Origin of the sequence: Flavobacterium sp. LC2016-13 (assembly GCF_009707955.1) — a bacterium.
GTDB lineage: Bacteria > Bacteroidota > Bacteroidia > Flavobacteriales > Flavobacteriaceae > Flavobacterium.
Map to the genome: position 1 here is coordinate 350,377 of NZ_WMDQ01000001.1, position 17,536 is coordinate 367,912.

Annotated in this window: 18 protein-coding genes; 6 read left to right on the plus strand and 12 right to left on the minus strand. The window is 32.0% G+C overall.

Translation table 11 applies throughout. The annotated features are described in order from the left end of the window. Positions 1 to 8 precede the first annotated feature (8 nt). Together GKZ86_RS01580 and GKZ86_RS01585 are read left to right on the plus strand one after the other, a co-directional pair. Positions 9 to 956, plus strand: a complete 948-nt coding sequence (locus tag GKZ86_RS01580) for a S9 family peptidase (protein ID WP_154781379.1) — start codon at positions 9 to 11, stop codon at positions 954 to 956. A 394-nt stretch (positions 957 to 1,350) separates the two neighbouring features. Further along, positions 1,351 to 3,981, plus strand: coding sequence for an AsmA-like C-terminal region-containing protein (locus GKZ86_RS01585; protein WP_154781380.1), 2,631 nt, complete (start codon positions 1,351 to 1,353; stop codon positions 3,979 to 3,981). A 50-nt stretch (positions 3,982 to 4,031) separates the two neighbouring features. Here the strand turns inward: GKZ86_RS01585 and GKZ86_RS01590 are convergent, their stop codons facing one another. Both GKZ86_RS01590 and GKZ86_RS01595 read right to left on the minus strand, forming a co-directional pair. Continuing rightward, positions 4,032 to 5,111: a glycosyltransferase family 9 protein gene (locus tag GKZ86_RS01590; RefSeq protein WP_194632577.1), complete on the minus strand. Its 1,080-nt coding sequence runs from the start codon at positions 5,109 to 5,111 to the stop codon at positions 4,032 to 4,034. Positions 5,112 to 5,368: 257 nt separating this feature from the next. Further along, positions 5,369 to 6,163, minus strand: a complete 795-nt coding sequence (locus GKZ86_RS01595; RefSeq protein ID WP_154781381.1) for a DUF2797 domain-containing protein — start codon at positions 6,161 to 6,163, stop codon at positions 5,369 to 5,371. A gap of 236 nt (positions 6,164 to 6,399) precedes the next feature. Here GKZ86_RS01595 and GKZ86_RS01600 point away from each other — a divergent pair, with 236 nt between their 5' ends. Both GKZ86_RS01600 and GKZ86_RS01605 read left to right on the plus strand, forming a co-directional pair. Next, positions 6,400 to 7,908, plus strand: coding sequence for a GH3 auxin-responsive promoter family protein (locus tag GKZ86_RS01600; protein ID WP_154781382.1), 1,509 nt, complete (start codon positions 6,400 to 6,402; stop codon positions 7,906 to 7,908). Between the two features lie 103 nt (positions 7,909 to 8,011). After that, complete coding sequence (locus GKZ86_RS01605) at positions 8,012 to 8,401, plus strand: hypothetical protein (RefSeq protein ID WP_154781383.1); 390 nt, start codon at positions 8,012 to 8,014, stop codon at positions 8,399 to 8,401. A gap of 129 nt (positions 8,402 to 8,530) precedes the next feature. Here GKZ86_RS01605 and serB read toward each other — a convergent pair whose 3' ends face one another. From serB to GKZ86_RS01640, 7 genes are all read right to left on the minus strand, one after another. Next, a complete protein-coding gene (gene serB / locus GKZ86_RS01610; protein ID WP_154781384.1) occupies positions 8,531 to 9,760 on the minus strand; it encodes a phosphoserine phosphatase SerB in 1,230 nt (409 codons plus the stop codon). Between the two features lie 261 nt (positions 9,761 to 10,021). Beyond that, positions 10,022 to 10,462 carry a VOC family protein gene (locus GKZ86_RS01615; RefSeq protein ID WP_154781385.1) on the minus strand — a complete coding sequence of 147 codons (441 nt, stop codon included), beginning with the start codon at positions 10,460 to 10,462 and terminating at the stop codon, positions 10,022 to 10,024. Between the two features lie 118 nt (positions 10,463 to 10,580). After that, positions 10,581 to 11,015, minus strand: a complete 435-nt coding sequence (locus GKZ86_RS01620; RefSeq protein ID WP_154781386.1) for an SRPBCC domain-containing protein — start codon at positions 11,013 to 11,015, stop codon at positions 10,581 to 10,583. Between the two features lie 7 nt (positions 11,016 to 11,022). Continuing rightward, a complete protein-coding gene (locus GKZ86_RS01625; RefSeq protein ID WP_154781387.1) occupies positions 11,023 to 11,433 on the minus strand; it encodes a VOC family protein in 411 nt (136 codons plus the stop codon). A gap of 144 nt (positions 11,434 to 11,577) precedes the next feature. Further along, complete coding sequence (locus GKZ86_RS01630) at positions 11,578 to 11,982, minus strand: SRPBCC family protein (protein WP_154781388.1); 405 nt, start codon at positions 11,980 to 11,982, stop codon at positions 11,578 to 11,580. 32 nt (positions 11,983 to 12,014) lie between these two features. Then, on the minus strand, positions 12,015 to 12,425 hold the full coding sequence (locus GKZ86_RS01635; RefSeq protein ID WP_154781389.1) for an SRPBCC domain-containing protein: 411 nt from the start codon (positions 12,423 to 12,425) through the stop codon (positions 12,015 to 12,017). A 5-nt stretch (positions 12,426 to 12,430) separates the two neighbouring features. Further along, on the minus strand, positions 12,431 to 12,841 hold the full coding sequence (locus GKZ86_RS01640) for a VOC family protein (RefSeq protein ID WP_154781390.1): 411 nt from the start codon (positions 12,839 to 12,841) through the stop codon (positions 12,431 to 12,433). A gap of 130 nt (positions 12,842 to 12,971) precedes the next feature. On the opposite strand from GKZ86_RS01640, the gene GKZ86_RS01645 reads away from it, so the two are divergent. Next, positions 12,972 to 13,937, plus strand: a complete 966-nt coding sequence (locus tag GKZ86_RS01645; protein ID WP_154781391.1) for a GlxA family transcriptional regulator — start codon at positions 12,972 to 12,974, stop codon at positions 13,935 to 13,937. A gap of 174 nt (positions 13,938 to 14,111) precedes the next feature. Here GKZ86_RS01645 and GKZ86_RS01650 read toward each other — a convergent pair whose 3' ends face one another. Then, complete coding sequence (locus GKZ86_RS01650; protein WP_154781392.1) at positions 14,112 to 14,756, minus strand: murein L,D-transpeptidase catalytic domain-containing protein; 645 nt, start codon at positions 14,754 to 14,756, stop codon at positions 14,112 to 14,114. Between the two features lie 112 nt (positions 14,757 to 14,868). Between GKZ86_RS01650 and GKZ86_RS01655 the strand changes: the two genes are divergently transcribed. Beyond that, positions 14,869 to 15,333 carry a hypothetical protein gene (locus GKZ86_RS01655; RefSeq protein ID WP_154781393.1) on the plus strand — a complete coding sequence of 155 codons (465 nt, stop codon included), beginning with the start codon at positions 14,869 to 14,871 and terminating at the stop codon, positions 15,331 to 15,333. A gap of 77 nt (positions 15,334 to 15,410) precedes the next feature. Here the strand turns inward: GKZ86_RS01655 and clpX are convergent, their stop codons facing one another. Beyond that, positions 15,411 to 16,643 (minus strand): ATP-dependent Clp protease ATP-binding subunit ClpX, encoded by a 1,233-nt coding sequence (gene clpX / locus GKZ86_RS01660; RefSeq protein WP_154781394.1) that lies wholly within the window; start codon positions 16,641 to 16,643, stop codon positions 15,411 to 15,413. A gap of 154 nt (positions 16,644 to 16,797) precedes the next feature. Next, positions 16,798 to 17,472 carry an ATP-dependent Clp endopeptidase proteolytic subunit ClpP gene (clpP, locus tag GKZ86_RS01665; RefSeq protein ID WP_154781395.1) on the minus strand — a complete coding sequence of 225 codons (675 nt, stop codon included), beginning with the start codon at positions 17,470 to 17,472 and terminating at the stop codon, positions 16,798 to 16,800. Between the last annotated feature and the right edge of the window lie 64 nt (positions 17,473 to 17,536).

Here is a 17,536-nt window from a genome sequence, read left to right on the forward strand (position 1 = left end):
ATACTAAAATGAAAAATGTCTTTTTTCTGTTTTTTCTTTTATTGCTGAGTTCTGTAAATGCACAGGATAAAAACCAAATCACTTTTCAGGAATCTTCTGCGATTTTAAAAATCAATAAAGATCAGCTCTATGGTACGTTAACAATGCCGGATATTACGAAAAAATGTCCCGTTGCTTTAATAATTGCCGGTTCAGGACCTACAGACAGAAATGGAAATAACGCGATGATGAAAAACAATTCATTAAAAATGCTGGCCGAAACTCTGGCAAAAAATGGAATTGCATCTTTAAGGTTTGACAAAAGAGGAATTGGCGAAAGTAAAACCGCTGCTGCAACTGAATCTGCTTTAGTTTTTGAAAATTATATTGAAGATACCAAAAGCTGGATAAACTATTTAAAACAAGACAAACGTTTTTCGCAGTTGATTGTTATTGGTCATAGCGAAGGTTCTTTGATTGGAATGATTGCGGGAGCAAAAGCTGATAAATTTATTTCGATTGCCGGTGCCGGAGACTCAGCAGATAAAATTTTAAAAGCACAAATAGCCCGAAAATCTAATAAAGAAATTGAGGATCTTACGTTTCCGATAATTGACAGTTTAAAGAATGGAAAAACCGTAAAAAATGTTGATCCGATGCTTAATAGTTTATTTAGACCAAGTATTCAGCCTTATATTATTTCGTGGTTTAAATATAATCCTCAAACAGAAATAAAAAAATTAACCATTCCTGTTTTAATTTTGCAAGGAAATAAAGATTTGCAAGTCACCATAAAAGATGCTGAAAATTTATCTGAAGCGAACAAAAAGGCTGAATTGCTAATTATAGATAAGATGAACCATGTCATGAAAATTATTGATGGTGATGAACAGGCCAATTTTGCCAGTTATAACAATGAAACTTTACCCATTTCGGAAGTAATGATGAATAAAATAGTTTCTTTTAGCAAAAAATAATAAAATTGCAAAACGTCCCAAAATCCGTTTGATTCATTTCAAACGGATTTTTTTGTGTAAATAAAAACAATTTCTTAGCATATCGCGGCGTTTATACTCAATAGCTATTATTAAATTAACCCAAAGTTAATTTACACTTAACGCCTTTAGCCCTTTGTCCTGCCTATTTTAGCAAAAAATTAATGCATCAGACAAAACCGTACACGCCTACATATAAACGCATAGAAAATTAATTTATTTTTTTTTGATAGCTTGCCCATAATCGAAATTCGATTTACGGCAGGCTATTGTTTTTTATGATAAATTTCAAATGAAGACAATTATAAAAAGTCTATTTTTGCAAGAATAGTACATATAAATTAAGAACCTTAAAACCTCAAATCTATAATTAATTATGTTAAAGAAAATTTTAAAAATCGCAGCCATTGTCCTTGTGGTAATTATCGCCGCATTATTTGCCATTCCGTATCTTTTTAAAGATCAGATAAAAGCAAAAATTACAGAAGCCATTAATGAAAGTGTTGATGCAAAAGTGAGTTTTGCTGATGCTGATTTAAGTTTATTCAAAAACTTTCCGAATGCTACTGTAGGAATTGAGAAATTATTAATTATCAATAAAGCTCCTTTTGAAGGCGATACGCTTGTTTCGTTAGGCGAATTGAATTTAAAAATGAGCATCAAAGAACTTTTTAAAGGAAAAGATGAACCATTAAACATTCAGGGAATTAGCTCTGAGAATGGTATAATCAATATTATCTTTAATAAAGATGGTGTTGGAAACTTTGATATTGCATTAAAAGACAAAAAAGAAGAAACACAAAAAGACGAAGCGAGCAAACCACTTTCTTTAAAAATCCAGAACTATAAAATCGAGAATTTTACTTTTAGATATATCGATCAGGGTTCTAAAATAAAAATGGTTATTGATAGTTTAAACCATGAAGGAACCGGAGATTTTACCAATTCTATACTTGATTTAAATACAAAAACTACGGCTAACGTTTCATTAGATATGGACAAGGTTAATTATATGAAAAATATAAAATTGACTTTAGATGCTGTTTTAGGAATTGATTTAGACAAAAGCAAATATACTTTTAAAGAGAATAAAGCTTTAATAAACCAATTGCCTTTAGAATTTGACGGGTTTATTCAAATGGTTGAAAAAGGTCAGATTTATGATTTGAAATTTAAAACACCAACTTCATCATTTACCAATTTCTTAGGATTAATTCCTTCGGCTTATGCATCGAGTTTAGAAGGCGTAAAAACAACCGGAGATTTTACAGTTGTTGGTTTTGCAAAAGGAGAATTAACAGAAACTACAGTTCCTAAATTCAATATTGCAATTGCATCAAACAACTCTTCTTTCCAATATCCGAACTTACCAAAATCAGTTCAAAATATTGTTATTGATACCAAAATCATCAATGAAACGGGTATTTTAAATGATACTTATGTAAACTTAGATCAATTATCATTCAAAATTGACCAGGATGTTTTTAGCGCTAAAGCAAATGTTAGAAACATTACGGTAAATCCGTTAGTAAAAGCGGCTTTAAAAGGAACTATTAATTTAGCAAACCTTTCAAAAGCATATCCTATAAAAATGGATAAACCTTTGGCTGGTATTCTTAAAGCTGATGTTACTACAGAATTTGATATGGCATCTGTAGAAAAAAGCCAATACGAAAACATCAAAAATGCCGGAACTATGAGTTTGTCTGGATTTAAATATACTGATGAAAACAACAAGTCGATGAATATTAGTACGGCTTTGGTAGAATTTAATCCAAGCAGAATCAACTTAAAACAATTTGATGCTACTACAGGAAAAAGTGATATTAGCATTAATGGGGTTTTAGAGAATTTCTATGGTTTTATGTTCAAAAAACAAGAGTTGAAAGGAAACTTCAACATGAGCTCAAACCAATTGGCTGTTGATGATTTCATGACTTCTGGTGAACCTGCACCTGCAAAAACAGAAACAGAAACAAAATCTACAGAAACGAAATCAGGAACTGCAAAACCTGCTGAAGCGATGAAGATTCCTGCGTTTTTAAATTGTACGATAAATGCAAAAGCAAATACGGTTTTGTATGATAATTTGAAATTAAAAGATGTTTCAGGAAGATTGGTTGTTAAAGATGAAAAAGCTTCTTTAGAAAACTTTAAAACATCTATTTTTGGTGGAACAATTGGCTTAAACGGAGCTGTTTCGACTAAAGCAAAAGTTCCAACTTTTGATATGAATTTAGGTTTCAATCAAGTTGATATTGCGCAAACTTTTACGCAATTAGACATGATGAAAAAAATTGCGCCATTGGCAGGAATTGTAAATGGAAAAATTAATTCGACTATAAAATTAAATGGTAATCTGGATGCAAAAGAATTGACTCCGGACTTAAAATCTATTACGGGAGATTTAGTTGGACAATTGCTTTCTACAAGTGTAAATGCTAAAAACTCAACTTTATTGAATTCTTTAACTTCAAATATTAAATTTCTTGATGCAAGCAAATTGAATTTGAATGATTTGAAAATGGCGTTGACTTTTGAGGATGGAAAAGTAAATGTAAAACCATTTGATATTAAATATCAAGATATTAAAGTTACTGTTGGCGGAACGCACGGTTTTGACCAAACTATGAACTATAACTTAAAATTAGATGTTCCTGCTAAATATTTAGGATCTGAGGCTAACGCTTTGATTGCAAAAATGTCTCCTGCCGATGCTGCAAAACTGGATAATATTCCGATAAATGCATTGATTACAGGGAATTTTTCTAATCCTAAAATATCAACTGATATGAAAAGTGCGGTTAACAGTTTAGCTTCTCAGGTTGTGAGTCAGCAAAAAGAGAAATTAACACAAAAAGGAGCTTCTGCGCTTAGTGATTTGATCAACAAAAATACAAAAGCTAAAGATACAACGCAGGCTGCAAAAACAGAAAAAGAAACTAAAACACAAGAAGCTACTAAAAAAGCTGGTGACTTATTAAACGGTTTATTTAAGAAAAAATAATCTAACAAAAAGTAAAAGGCCATTCACTGCGGTGAATGGCCTTTTTTATTTTAAACTGCTTTTGAATATGTTTTTAATTTTCCGTTTGCGAGGATTGAATTTATTATTTTAAAATATTCTGACTGTGAACAATTCTGAGTATCAATACCAATACTTCCACTATCATAAGGTTCGTATTTTTTAATATCTGATATAGAAAACAATCCTACGGTTGGTGTTTTAACAGAACTTGCTAAATGCATAATTCCGCTGTCTGCACCAATAAAAAGATCAACATTGGCTAATACCGATCCCATTTCGCGAATGTCTTTACTGTAATAGGTTGGAGCTTTAAACCCAATTTGAGAAACATTTTCAATTGGCAGGATTTCAATAATATTATAATTTTCATATTCTGTCAAAAGTTTAGAATAAAAGTTTTCCCACCATTCTTCAGAAAAGCATTTAGAGCCTGTAGCGTATGTAAATAAGCAAATTGTTCGTTTTGAAGGATCGATTATAGGATCAAGGATTTTCTTTCCGTTATCAAACTCAGATGGAGTAAGTTTAAGATCTAAAGGCGGAATTATTTTATTGCTTTTCGGCAATCCTAATTTTGTTAAATAGTTTCGGAAATTATATACCGGATATTTTGCAATATGGTCGTAATCATTTTTTGGTTCTGAGGACTGATCTTCTAAATCTCCATAAAATTTATACTTTGCATTTGAAAATTTTACTGCCAGCCTACCCGAAGAAGAATTTTGGTCGACATTGATAGCCATATCATACGGTTCTTGTTTTATAGAAATCCAAACCTTCATATATTCCAGTAAATTTTTAAAGGGCTTTTTAGGCAAATGAATTGTTTTGTTAACCACTTTATAGTTTTCAAAAATAATTGGTGCTAATGTTCCTTTTACAAATAAATCGATTTTACAATTTGGAAACACTTCTGCAACTTCCTGAATAAGAGGAGAAATAAGCAAAAGATTACCTAATCTTCCGTTTGGTCTGCAAATTAAAACTCTTTTAATCTCAGTTTTATCAACCAAAATAATATTCCTTTCGGTTTTTGGTTTCCCGATATTCTTAGTCAGATTGCGCATTGCGCCACGTCTAAAATGATTTATTTTGCCTAAAACACTCATCTGTTATAATAATTTTTAGAATTAGAAATCTCCAATTAATTTTAAAAAAACCTATGCGTTTAATTAGTTCAAAACTAGGCAGTTTTCTTTTCTAAAATTAATTTCTTTCAATAAGCTATTATTACAAAATTGTAAGTAAATGTATCAACATTCACATCTTTTTGGCCTTGAAAGCGATTTAAAATTAAAGTAATTATTACGTAATCAATAAATTATTAGACAGTTACCCGATAAATCCAGACGGTTTCTTCATATCGCTAGACGTTTATATTTACAACATATCCTTCTGAACCCCTAATATTAAAAACGGTTCCATTTTCGAAGATTAAATATTGGCCTTTAATTCCAACCAATTTTCCCTGAAATGAAGGTGTTTTATCCAAATTTAAACTTGCTACTTTGGCAGGGTAATTTAAAACCGGATATTGCAGTTCGTATAAATCATTTTTCTCACTGAAAAAATATTCACGAGCTTCTGTTGGAATCAGGTTTTCAATTTTTACTTTTTCTGCAATAAGATCAAAAGTTTCGGTGGTATGCTGCAGCATTTTTCTCCAGTTAGTTTTATCTGTATAATAATTTTTCAGTGCAACTTCTGTAATTCCGGCCAAATATCTGTTCGGAACCTCAACTACAGCAATTGCCTGACTTGCGCCCTGATCAATCCATCTTGTTGGAACTTGAGTTTTGCGCGTTACTCCTACTTTTATTTCACTTGCAACAGCCAAATAAACAATGTGAGGCTGCAATTGTACTTTTTGTTCGTAATCTAAATCTCTATCGGCAATTCCTAAATGTGCCGTACTTAATTCAGGTCTCATAATCCAATCGCCCACAGCCGGGCTAGAATAGAAACAATCGTAGCAAAAACCTTGTCTGAATATCTTTTTCTTTTTATTGCAATTTAAACATTGATAACCTGCAAAATTAATCTCAATTTCTTTATTCAATAACTGATTAACGCTTAGAAAACTATCTTCGAAAACTAAATAATACTGAATAGGGTTTCCGAGTTCGGTTTGCATTTTTGTGAGTACGCCTTGATATGTCATTTGAATTTTAGATTTTAGATTGCTTGAAGAATTTTAGATATTTTATTGTTAAAATTCCATTTTAAAACTGGAAACTTTACTGTAAATGGAATTGTTTTTTACAAAAAAACACTATTTTTGATACAACAGCAAAGTTAGTATTTGTCTGTCGATATTCAAATTTTAAATTTTTGACTTTTTATTCAAATGCAAAAATGAGAAATCTAAAATCAACAATCTAAAATCTAAAATTACCAATGCCCATATCAATAATTAACTCGTTTGCCTCTTGGGTTCTTAAACAAAGAATTCACCAAATAGAACTCTTTTTAAAATATCCAAATGAAGTTCAGGAAGAATTATTGCATAATTTAATAACGGCATCTGAGAATACGGTAATTGGAAAAAAATATGAATTTTCATCGATAAACTCTTATCAGACTTTTGTAGAAAGAGTTCCAATTTCGACTTACGAAGAATTACAACCTTTAATAGAACGCACACGTCAGGGTGAACAAAATGTTTTTTGGGAAACTCCAATTAAATGGTTTGCCAAATCAAGCGGAACTACGAATGCTAAAAGTAAATTTATTCCGGTAAGTAATGAAGCTTTAGAAGATTGTCATTATAAAGGAAGTAAAGATTTACTTTGCCTGTATTTGAATAATAATGAAGACTCTGAATTGTTTTTAGGAAAAAGTCTTCGCTTAGGCGGAAGTTCTCAAATCTACGAAAACAACAATACCTTTTTTGGAGACTTATCTGCTATTTTGATTGAAAACATGCCTATTTGGGCTGAATTCAGCAGTACGCCGAGTAACAAAATTTCATTAATGACGGAGTGGGAATCTAAAATTGCCGCGATTATTAATGAAACTAAAAATGAAAATGTAACCAGTTTTGCCGGCGTTCCGTCCTGGATGCTGGTTTTAATGAATAAAGTTTTAGAAGATACTGGTAAAGGAAATTTATTGGAAATCTGGCCAAATCTTGAAGTTTATTTTCATGGTGGTGTGAGTTTTTCTCCATACAAAGAACAATACAAGAATATCTTACCTAGCAAGGATTTTAAATACTACGAAATATACAATGCTTCTGAAGGCTTTTTTGCAATTCAGGATTTAAACAATTCCAACGATCTATTGCTAATGCTGGATTATGGCATTTTCTATGAATTTATTTCAATGGACACTTTTGATTCTCCAAACCAAAAAGTAATTCGTTTGGCTGATGTTGAACTGAATAAAAACTACGCGATTGTTATTACCACCAATTCTGGTTTATGGCGTTATTTAATTGGAGATACGGTTCGTTTTACTTCATTAAATCCGTACAGAATTCGCGTAACAGGAAGAACCAAACATCATATTAATGTTTTTGGTGAGGAATTAATGGTCGAAAATACTGATCAGGCGATTGCAAAAGCTTGTCAGATTACTCAAACCGAAGTTATCGATTATACGGTTGCTCCTATTTTTATGCACGACAAAGAAAAAGGCGCTCATGAATGGATGATCGAATTCAAGAAAAAACCTGCTGATGTTGGCCTTTTCCAAAAAGTTCTTGATGAAACTTTACAGACTTTAAACTCTGATTATGAAGCCAAACGTTATAACAATATGACGTTAAATCCTTTGGTGATTAATGTTGCGCGCGAGAATTTATTCTATGATTGGTTAAAGGAACGTGATAAACTAGGCGGACAACATAAGATTCCGAGACTTTCGAATCAGAGAGATTATTTGGAGCAGTTGAAGGAGATGTAGACTTATACAACAAAAATTATTATCAAGAAAATTGATGAAAAAAAGCTGGATAATATTACTTTTTATTTCATTTCAAACATTCTGTCAAACTAAAGAAGAATGCATGAAGATAATTACCGATTATAGCAACAATTATAATAAACCAGAATTTTCATTTGACTATGTTGATAAAAAACTAAATCCAACGTTAATAAAAATTCAAGCTATAGTCTGCGAAACTAAAGACAAAGAACTTTTGGAAGAATTTTTAGAAATGATTATAAGATCTTCGGGGTCTGCAAACGAAAGCCCTGCAGATGTGTTAGGCAACATTTTTATTTGTAATCCTGAAATTGTTGAAGAACAATTAAGTAAATATAAAAATCACATACTCTTTGATTATTTAGAACTGGGATTTTATAATATTACAATGTATTGGCCTCTAAATGATAAAAATGCAGATCTTCAAATAAGAATGAATAAATTGATCGCACAAAAAGATAGTAAAAGATAGTCCGATCCGAAGAGACATGTCTATAAAAAAGCCTTACTCTTTATTAAAAAATAAGGCTTTTATCACTTTATTTTGATTGTCAAACCTTGCGGGGGATTTCTCGTTCCTCGAAATGACACAAAATAGTATCTACATCATATCAATATATCGATCATGATATCCTAAAAGATACAAAACACCATCAAGACCTAAACTTGAAATTGAGGTTGAAGCGCTTTCTTTTACTTTTGGTTTTGCGTGAAAAGCGATTCCGAGACCTGCTAAATTTAACATTGGCAAATCGTTTGCACCGTCACCAACTGCAATAGTTTGGTTGATGTGAATTCCTTCTTTTTCGGCAATGGCTTTTAGGTGTTCGGCTTTCTTTTGACCGTCTACAATATCGCCTAAATATTTACCGGTTAGTTTACCATCTTTAATTTCTAATTGATTGGCATGAACGTAATCGATTCCCAATTCTTTTTGCAGATATTCTCCAAAATAGGTGAATCCTCCAGATAAGATAGCTGTTTTATAGCCGTAATATTTCAACGCTTTCATCAAGCGATGTGCTCCTTTTGTTATGGGTAAATTCTCGGCTACTTTTTGCAAGACATCTTCGCTTAGGCCTTCTAACAACGCCATACGTTGTTTGAAACTTTCGTTGAAATCTATTTCGCCATTCATTGCCGATTCTGTAATGGCACGAACTTGTTCTCCTACTCCGTTTAGTTCTGCCAATTCGTCGATAACTTCGGTTTGAATCAAAGTAGAATCCATATCGAAGCAAACCAAACGACGGTTTCTTCTGTAAATATTATCTTCCTGAAATGAAATATCGACATTTAAGGTTCTGGAAATTTCCATAAAACTGGCTGTCATAAGTATCTTATCTACAATTTCGCCCGTTACGGATAATTGTATACAAGAACGGGGATATTCTTCTTTTTCAACGATAGAAGTTCTGCCTGTTAATCTTATAATAGAATCGATATTTAAATTTTGATCTGACATTATTTTAGTCACTGCTGCCAATTGAGAAGCTGCCAGTTTTTCGCCTAAAATATTGATAATGTAGCGTTGTTTCGATTGTGATTTTACCCACTTTTCGTAATCTTCAATAGAAATTGGAATAAATTTTACCTTAATTTCTAATTCATAAGCTTTAAATAATAAATCTTTTAAAACGGGACCTGAAGAAGAACCTGCTTCAATTTCGAACAAAATTCCCAGAGAAAGCGTATCGTGAATATCAGCCTGGCCAATATCTAAAATGTTAGCTTCGTAAGTCGCTAATACTGCTGTTAAACCTGCTGTAACTCCTATTTTATCATGCCCTGAAACTTTTAATAAAATAATCTCTTTATCTTCTATTGCCATTTTATCTTTATTATTAAGAAGCGACAAAAATCGGCAATCTATTGTTGATAAAAAAGGATATTGTTTGTTTTTTTGAAAAGAAAAAGCACATAAGAATGTGCTTTTTGAATTAATTTAACAATTATGCCTTGCTATTAAAATAACCTAACATTGAGTTAATCCGGAATTTTAAAAAAGGTGTATGAATTGTTTTTATTTGTCACAAATTCACAAATTACTTTATTATTTAAAATAAAAAATCATGAATTCGTGGCAAAAAAATTATTTTGGATTTTCGTCAAAATTAACCATCCAGCTTACGTCGAATTTGTCTTTGAACATTCCGAAATAAGCACCCCAAAAAGTTTTATTCATTGGCATATAAACAGTTCCGTTTGCCGATAGTCCGTTGAAAACTCGATCCGCTTCTGCCGCACTTTCGACATTAATAGAAACAGAAAAATTTCCGCCAAAAGTTACGTCGCCAGATTGTTCGTTGCTGTCACTTCCCATCAAAACAGTATTGCCAATTGGTAATGAAACATGCATAATTCTATTTGCATCTTTATCTGAAACTTCTGGACAGCTTCCGTCTTCACCTTTAGGCATGTCTTTAAATTTTCCGATGTATGGAAATTCGCCTCCAAAAACGGATTTATAAAATAGAAATGCTTCTTCGCAATTTCCATTAAAAATTAAATAAGGGTTTACTGATGTTGCCATGATTTTGATATTTTATTTTATAATTAATAAGTCTTAGTTGTCCACTCTTTATTCTATTCTCTTTATTCTATTCTCTTTATTCTATTCTCTTTATTCTATTCTCTTTATTCTATTCTCTTTATTCTGATAATTCCTTTACGATTTCTAACCCTTTAGGAAAAGTTTCTTTAAAATAATCGATATATTTCTCGACCACATCAACCTGAACTACCAAATCAATAAATTCATCGTCAGGAGTAAGTCGATAAGTTTCCATTGCACCACTCCAATTTTGAGTTTCTTCATCAATAGGCAGCTCTTTAAAATCTTTAATCTCTCCCAAATGCTTAAAAGCCATGTATTCATTTGGAATTTTTTTCTCGATTATGCTATTCATTCCTCCGCCATTAGGTCCCAGAAAGTGTATTTTTCCGCCTTCGTTCCAATCACTTACTGCATATGATCCTTCATAAAAAACTGCTGCCCATTTTCTGTAGGTTTCATCATTCCATAAAACCGACCAGACTTTTTCTGAAGAAGCTTTGATTCTAATTTTAAATTCTAGTGTTTCCATCTCTAATTTATTTTGGCATTTTACTGAAATCCATATATAAAACATTCCAACGATGACCGTCTAAATCGGCAAAACCACAGCCGTACATCCAGCCTTGGCTTTCTCCTGGCAAACCAAAAACATTACCACCGGCATCTTTTACTTTTTCAGCTAACTGATCAACTTCTTCTCTGCTTTCAGCATCAATCGAAATTAAAATTTCTGAACTCAATTGTGTATCTGTCAGTTTGTTTTGAGAGAAACTAGCAAACAATGATTCTTCAAAAAGCATAACTACAAATTTTCCGTCGCCCACCAACATGCAAGTAGAACTTGGCGTGTCGTGTTGTTCATTAAAAGAAAAACCTATTTTCGAGAAAAAGGCTTTCGATTTCGCCACGTCTTTTACGGGCAAATTCAACCATATTTGTTTCGTCATATTTTATGTTTTACTGTTTTTAAACCATATAAGTGATATAAGATAATTTAAGGTTGTATTTGTTCAGATGAATTTTTCACTAAATAGCTAACAAAATAAAACCTTTGAACCTTTGTAACTCTGTCTCTTTGAACCTCAAAAAAACTAATTATTCTCTACATAACTTTTAAAATTATCCAGGATTGCGTGCCAGCCACCGCGCTGCATTTCTTCAGAATTTTGAGTTTCGGGATCAAAGCTTTCTATAACTTCTACTCCGTTTGGCGTTTCTTTGAAAGTAATTTCAACTTTCCTTCCGTCATCCAAAACATATTCAATTGCTTTGTTTTTTTCGACTAACGTGTATTCGCCTCCAAAATCAAAACTCATACTTCCGTCTTTTGCTGCCATGGTCGATTTAAATTTTCCGCCTTCTCTCAAGTCGTTTTCTGCATAAGGAGTATGCCATTCTGTAGATGCAAAACTCCAGTTTTTAATATGTTCCGGTAAGGTCCAAAATTCCCAAACTTTATCTATTGATGCATTGATTGTGTTTTTTACAGTTATCATTATCTAGTTAGTTTTGTAATTTATAAATTGACTTATTCTTTAAAATTTTCGACATATTCTTTAAAATTCTGAATGATTGCAGTACAAAATTGTTTTTCCATTTCGGCTGAGTTTTCCGTTGTGGGCTCAAATATTTCCGTAAGTTTTACTTCGGTATCTTGATTTTCAAAATGAACAGTTGCAGTTCTGTTATCAAAAAGTTTGTATTCTATTAATGAAAATTTTTCGATGTTCGTATATATCCCTTCAAAATCAAATTCTTCGCTTCCATCTTTAAGAGCCATTGTAAATTTAAATTTACTTCCTACTTTCAAATCATTTTCTACATAAGGAGTATGCCAATCCGGAGAAGCATTATTCCAATTTTTAATATGTTCAGGCAATGTCCACAGCTCCCAAACTTTTTCTATTGAGGCATTTATTTTATTTTGAACTTGTATCATATTCATTACATTTTATCAGGTATCTGGCTCTCATCCATAAAAAAGATTTCCCAATGATGCCCGTCTAAATCAAGAAAAGTTCTTTGGTACATCCACCCATAATCTTTTGCTTCTCTGTAATGAGTTCCGCCTGCGTTAACTGCTTTTTCGATCATTCTGTCTACTTGCTGACGTGTTTGGACAGAAATAGAAATAAGAACTTCGCTCGTTGTAGCGGTATCGCATATTTGCTTATCTGTAAATGTTAGATAAAATTCTTCGACCAAAAGCATTACGTTTATGTTTTCGCCAATTATTAAACAAGTTCCTTTATCATTAGTAAATTTTTGATTGAATGAAAAACCCAACTCAGTAAAAAAAGCAATCGAACGATTTAAATCTTTTACGGAAAGATTTAAGAATATTTTTGTTTCCATAACTATATAAAATTACAAATTATAAAAACAAATTTAAATTTTTATGATAAGACTAAAACTACATTAAAAGTCAACTTTAGGGTCATTTAAGACAAAATTTATACCTTCGTACTATTGTAAATCAAAAATCATGAGCAAAAAAGTAGGTTTAATTGTTCCGCACGATTATAAATTATTAAGCATAGCCGCGATTTTAGAAGTTTTTGAAACTGCTAATAAATTAAGTAAAGAAGCCGAAAAACCTTTTGAAATAATGCTTTTTCAATCGGCTGAACAAATCAATGAAAAGCATTTGTTTGGTTATGAGGTCAATGCTATAGAAACTTCAAAAGAAAATTTAGAACTGATTTTGATCCCTGCATTTACGACGGATAATATGAGTGAAATGATTGCAAAGAATCGCAATTTTATTCCGTGGTTACAAAAACAGCATAAAATTGGAGCTGAATTAGCGAGTTTTTGTACGGGTGCTTTTTTATTTGCTGCTTCTGGTTTGCTTAACGAAAAACTAGCCACTACTCATGTTGATGCTTGCAGTGCGTTTACAAAAGCTTTTCCGTTAGTGAAATTAAAATCAGAAGAAACCTTAACCGCCGATGGCAGTTTATATACCAGCGGAGGTTCAACCTCAACATTTCATTTACTGATTCTTTTGGTTCAGAAATATTGCGGAAACGAAATTGCCGTACAAATCGCAAAGATTTTCTCTATTGATTTAAACCGATACAAACAAAGCTATTTTAGTACTTTCAGACCGAATCATTTACATAATGACACTTTAGTTGCCATGTTGCAGCAAAAAATTGAAAGTCAATATCATACTATTGAAAAACTGGAAGAAATCACGAAAGATATTCCAACCAGCGCGCGAAACATGACACGAAGATTTAAGCAGGTTACGGGAATTCCGCCAATTGAATATTTACAAAATGTAAGAGTTGAAAGCTCTAAAAAATATCTGGAGCAAACGCAACTTTCGATTTCTGAAATTATAGAAAAAACAGGATATAATGATCCAAAAGCTTTTAGAAAGGTATTTTATAAAATGGTTGGCATGAAACCTATTGAATATCGGGAGAAGTTTAGGGTGCAGTAATTTTTTTAGCAGCAGTACTATTCATTTTCAAAATAACATTTAGTCCTGCTCTTCACTATATCTTTTACTGCGGTCCCGAAGCCTCGGGACGCAGTAAAAGGATGCCGTTTCGATCAGGGCTAAAGAGACCTTTTCATTTTCAGAAGAAATAAAAACCAAGATCTTTTTGAAAACTTAGGATTTAATAATCCACATTAATACTTTTTTGTTCGTTTTTAAAAGTTCATCTATCTCTTTCATGCTTTCGTTTGATACCGCCGGGCAGCCCCAGCCTTCCGGAGTTCCTTCCGGATAAACTTCATTTTCAGGAACTGCATCCCAGGAATGTAAAACGATTGCTCTGTTTCGTGCGTTTGAATTTGTTTTGTCTTTTCCTTCTAAGATGTAATTTACCTTAATTCCCCATTGACTCACACCTCTGTTTAAGATCACATATTTACCTAGAGAAGAACAATGCGAATCGAACTCATTACTAATTTGCGGTTTTTCTTTGGTTGCTGTCGCTCCCCATCTGTTATCGCCACAGCCATGACTTACTATACACGATTTTGAAACAGCATTCTTTTTAAAATCATAAACAAAAAATCTTTTTAAACCAGAATGCAATCCCAAATCAATTAAAATAAAGGTACTTTTATTTAAATTATGGCTTTCACAATATTGTTTTGCTTCTTTATAATATTTGCTGTAATCAATATCTTTAGTTTTAGAAACATTTTCTATTTTATATTCCTTTTTTAAGACATTTTTTTCTTTGTCCTCCTTTTTATTAAAAGACAAAATGAGTGCTAAACCAATTACAAAAGTTATATTTTTCATGATCCCAATTTACAAACTGAAAACGAAAAAAGTTTAAAAAAATTTATTTCAAATTTAATTACTATTTTTCTTATTTTTAGGCTATATTAACTAATCAAATATAACCAATACTATGAATAAAATAGTTCTATTTTTTCTAATTACTTTTTTGACAATCAGCTGCAATTCTGATGATCACGATATAGGAGGATTCGATTATGACGCCAGTATAAATATTAGCGTATCTAATTCTAATGCTGATGATTTATTGAACCCTAAAAATCCAAACGCATACGCTCAAAATAAAATAAAAATATTGTATTTGGTAGACGGTAAATTAATTCAAAAACCTAATGGCACTGATTACCCTAATAACTTTTTAGTTTATGAACAAGATGGTCATAATGTAATAAGAGTTTTCTTAAATGATGAAGGACAAGAAAAATATCCCGAAACTTATATTCAATGGGATGAAAATCATACTGATATTATAAAAGTTGAATACAATAGATCAAGTAATTCTGTTACTAAAAAAACAGTTTGGCTTAACGATCAAATAAAAACGGAAATTGAACCTTACCTGAAAATTGTTAAATAAAATTATTCCAAAATAAAAAAACCACCTGACAAGTTTTGAAAGGTGGTTTTTCTTTTTATAAAAAATATTTTACGGTTTTAAGAAGCGATTTCCATACGTTTCAATAAATTTTTACTCAAAGTATGTTCTGCATAATCTTTATCGATTGTCAAAACTTTATCGTCTGAACTTGGTAATTCATACATGGCGTCTGTTAGAATTGCTTCGCATAAAGAACGCAATCCACGAGCTCCTAATTTGTACTCTAAAGCTTTATCAACAATAAAATCTAAAGCTTCATCAGTGATACTGAATTCTACTTCATCCATCAAAAATAATTTTTGATATTGTTTGATTAACGCATTTTTAGGTTGAGTCAAAATGGCACGCAATGTTTCTCTATCTAAAGGATCCATGTGTGTTAAAACCGGCAAACGACCAATAATTTCAGGAATCAATCCAAAGTCTTTAATGTCTTTTGGAATAATATATTGCAATAAATTGTCTTTGTCGATATTATCTACATTTTTCGATGTTGAATATCCAACTGCCTGACGGTTCAAACGTTTAGAAATAATACGTTCTACTCCATCAAAAGCTCCTCCTGCAATAAACAAGATGTTTTGTGTGTTTACTTCAACAAATTTCTGGTCCGGATGTTTACGTCCTCCTTTTGGCGGTACATTAACAACAGTTCCTTCTAACAGTTTCAATAATGCTTGTTGTACACCTTCACCAGAAACGTCACGTGTTATTGATGGATTATCGCTTTTACGGGCAATTTTATCAATTTCATCAATAAATACGATTCCTCTTTCTGCTTTGGTTACGTCATAATCAGCAGCTTGCAGCAAACGTGTCAAAATACTTTCAACATCTTCTCCTACATAACCTGCTTCTGTAAGTACTGTTGCATCTACGATCGCCAAAGGAACGTCTAACATTTTAGCAATAGTTTTTGCTACTAATGTTTTTCCTGTTCCGGTTTGACCAACCATGATGATGTTACTTTTCTCAATCTCTACTTCGTCGTCTAATTGCTGTTGCATTAAACGTTTGTAGTGATTGTAAACTGCAACCGACATTACTTTTTTTGTCTGATCCTGACCGATAACATATTGATCTAAGAATGCTCTTATTTCTTTTGGTTTCTTTAAAATTAAGTCCCCAACTAGTTTTGAACTTCCACTTGATTTTAATTCTTCTAATACAATTCCGTGCGCTTGTTCAATACACTTATCACAAATATGTGCATTAATACCCGCAATTAATAAATTAGTTTCTGGCTTTTTCCTTCCACAAAACGAACATTCTAATACTACTTTTGCCATTCTTTATTTAGTTGCTAAGTTGCAAAGATACTAAGTTTCTAAGCTTTTCAATTAAAACTTAGAAACTTAGTATCTTACATCTTATCTTTTTTATTCATTCTTAATTACAAGAATACTAAAAAACTTAGTATTTAGTAATTTAGAAACTTAAAAATTACCCTCTTCTTAATACTTCATCAATCATTCCGTATTCTTTAGCTTCGTCAGCTTTCATCCAGTAATCGCGCTCACTATCTTTATGAACTCTTTCGAAAGATTGTCCTGAATGGTGAGAGATAATATTATATAACTCATCTTTCAATTTCAACATTTCACGTAAGTTGATTTCCATGTCAGTTGCAACTCCTTGAGCTCCTCCTGATGGTTGGTGAATCATTACTCTTGAATGTGGCAAAGCCGAACGTTTTCCTGCTGCTCCTGCGCATAATAAAACAGCTCCCATTGATGCTGCCATACCTGTACAAATTGTAGCTACGTCTGGTTTGATGTATTGCATTGTATCGTAAATTCCTAATCCTGCGTAAACGCTTCCTCCAGGAGAATTTAGATAGATTTGAATATCTTTTGTTGCATCTGCACTTTCTAAAAATAATAATTGTGCCTGAACGATATTTGCGATTTGATCGTCGATACCGGTTCCTAAAAAGATAATCCTGTCCATCATTAATCTTGAAAACACGTCTAATTGAGAGATATTCAACTGACGTTCTTCGATAATGTATGGAGTCATGTTTGTTGGATTCATTGCTGCTACGATTTTATCGTAGTACATTGCGTTTACTCCTTGGTGCTTTGTAGCAAATTTCTTGAATTCTTTACCGTAGTTCATATGTATCTGTTCTAAGTTTTACGTTAATATGGCGTATAATAGTTTCATCAAAGGTCATACCTTT

Coding starts and splice junctions, on each gene's coding strand:
- GKZ86_RS01580 (WP_154781379.1), top strand. CDS start 9: ATGAAAAATGTCTTTTTTCTGTTTTTTCTTTTATTGCTGAGTTCTGTA.
- GKZ86_RS01585 (WP_154781380.1), top strand. CDS start 1,351: ATGTTAAAGAAAATTTTAAAAATCGCAGCCATTGTCCTTGTGGTAATT.
- GKZ86_RS01590 (WP_194632577.1), bottom strand. CDS start 5,111: ATGAGTGTTTTAGGCAAAATAAATCATTTTAGACGTGGCGCAATGCGC.
- GKZ86_RS01595 (WP_154781381.1), bottom strand. CDS start 6,163: ATGACATATCAAGGCGTACTCACAAAAATGCAAACCGAACTCGGAAAC.
- GKZ86_RS01600 (WP_154781382.1), top strand. CDS start 6,400: ATGCCCATATCAATAATTAACTCGTTTGCCTCTTGGGTTCTTAAACAA.
- GKZ86_RS01605 (WP_154781383.1), top strand. CDS start 8,012: ATGAAGATAATTACCGATTATAGCAACAATTATAATAAACCAGAATTT.
- serB (WP_154781384.1), bottom strand. CDS start 9,760: ATGGCAATAGAAGATAAAGAGATTATTTTATTAAAAGTTTCAGGGCAT.
- GKZ86_RS01615 (WP_154781385.1), bottom strand. CDS start 10,462: ATGGCAACATCAGTAAACCCTTATTTAATTTTTAATGGAAATTGCGAA.
- GKZ86_RS01620 (WP_154781386.1), bottom strand. CDS start 11,015: ATGGAAACACTAGAATTTAAAATTAGAATCAAAGCTTCTTCAGAAAAA.
- GKZ86_RS01625 (WP_154781387.1), bottom strand. CDS start 11,433: ATGACGAAACAAATATGGTTGAATTTGCCCGTAAAAGACGTGGCGAAA.
- GKZ86_RS01630 (WP_154781388.1), bottom strand. CDS start 11,982: ATGATAACTGTAAAAAACACAATCAATGCATCAATAGATAAAGTTTGG.
- GKZ86_RS01635 (WP_154781389.1), bottom strand. CDS start 12,425: ATGATACAAGTTCAAAATAAAATAAATGCCTCAATAGAAAAAGTTTGG.
- GKZ86_RS01640 (WP_154781390.1), bottom strand. CDS start 12,841: ATGGAAACAAAAATATTCTTAAATCTTTCCGTAAAAGATTTAAATCGT.
- GKZ86_RS01645 (WP_154781391.1), top strand. CDS start 12,972: ATGAGCAAAAAAGTAGGTTTAATTGTTCCGCACGATTATAAATTATTA.
- GKZ86_RS01650 (WP_154781392.1), bottom strand. CDS start 14,756: ATGAAAAATATAACTTTTGTAATTGGTTTAGCACTCATTTTGTCTTTT.
- GKZ86_RS01655 (WP_154781393.1), top strand. CDS start 14,869: ATGAATAAAATAGTTCTATTTTTTCTAATTACTTTTTTGACAATCAGC.
- clpX (WP_154781394.1), bottom strand. CDS start 16,643: ATGGCAAAAGTAGTATTAGAATGTTCGTTTTGTGGAAGGAAAAAGCCA.
- clpP (WP_154781395.1), bottom strand. CDS start 17,472: ATGAACTACGGTAAAGAATTCAAGAAATTTGCTACAAAGCACCAAGGA.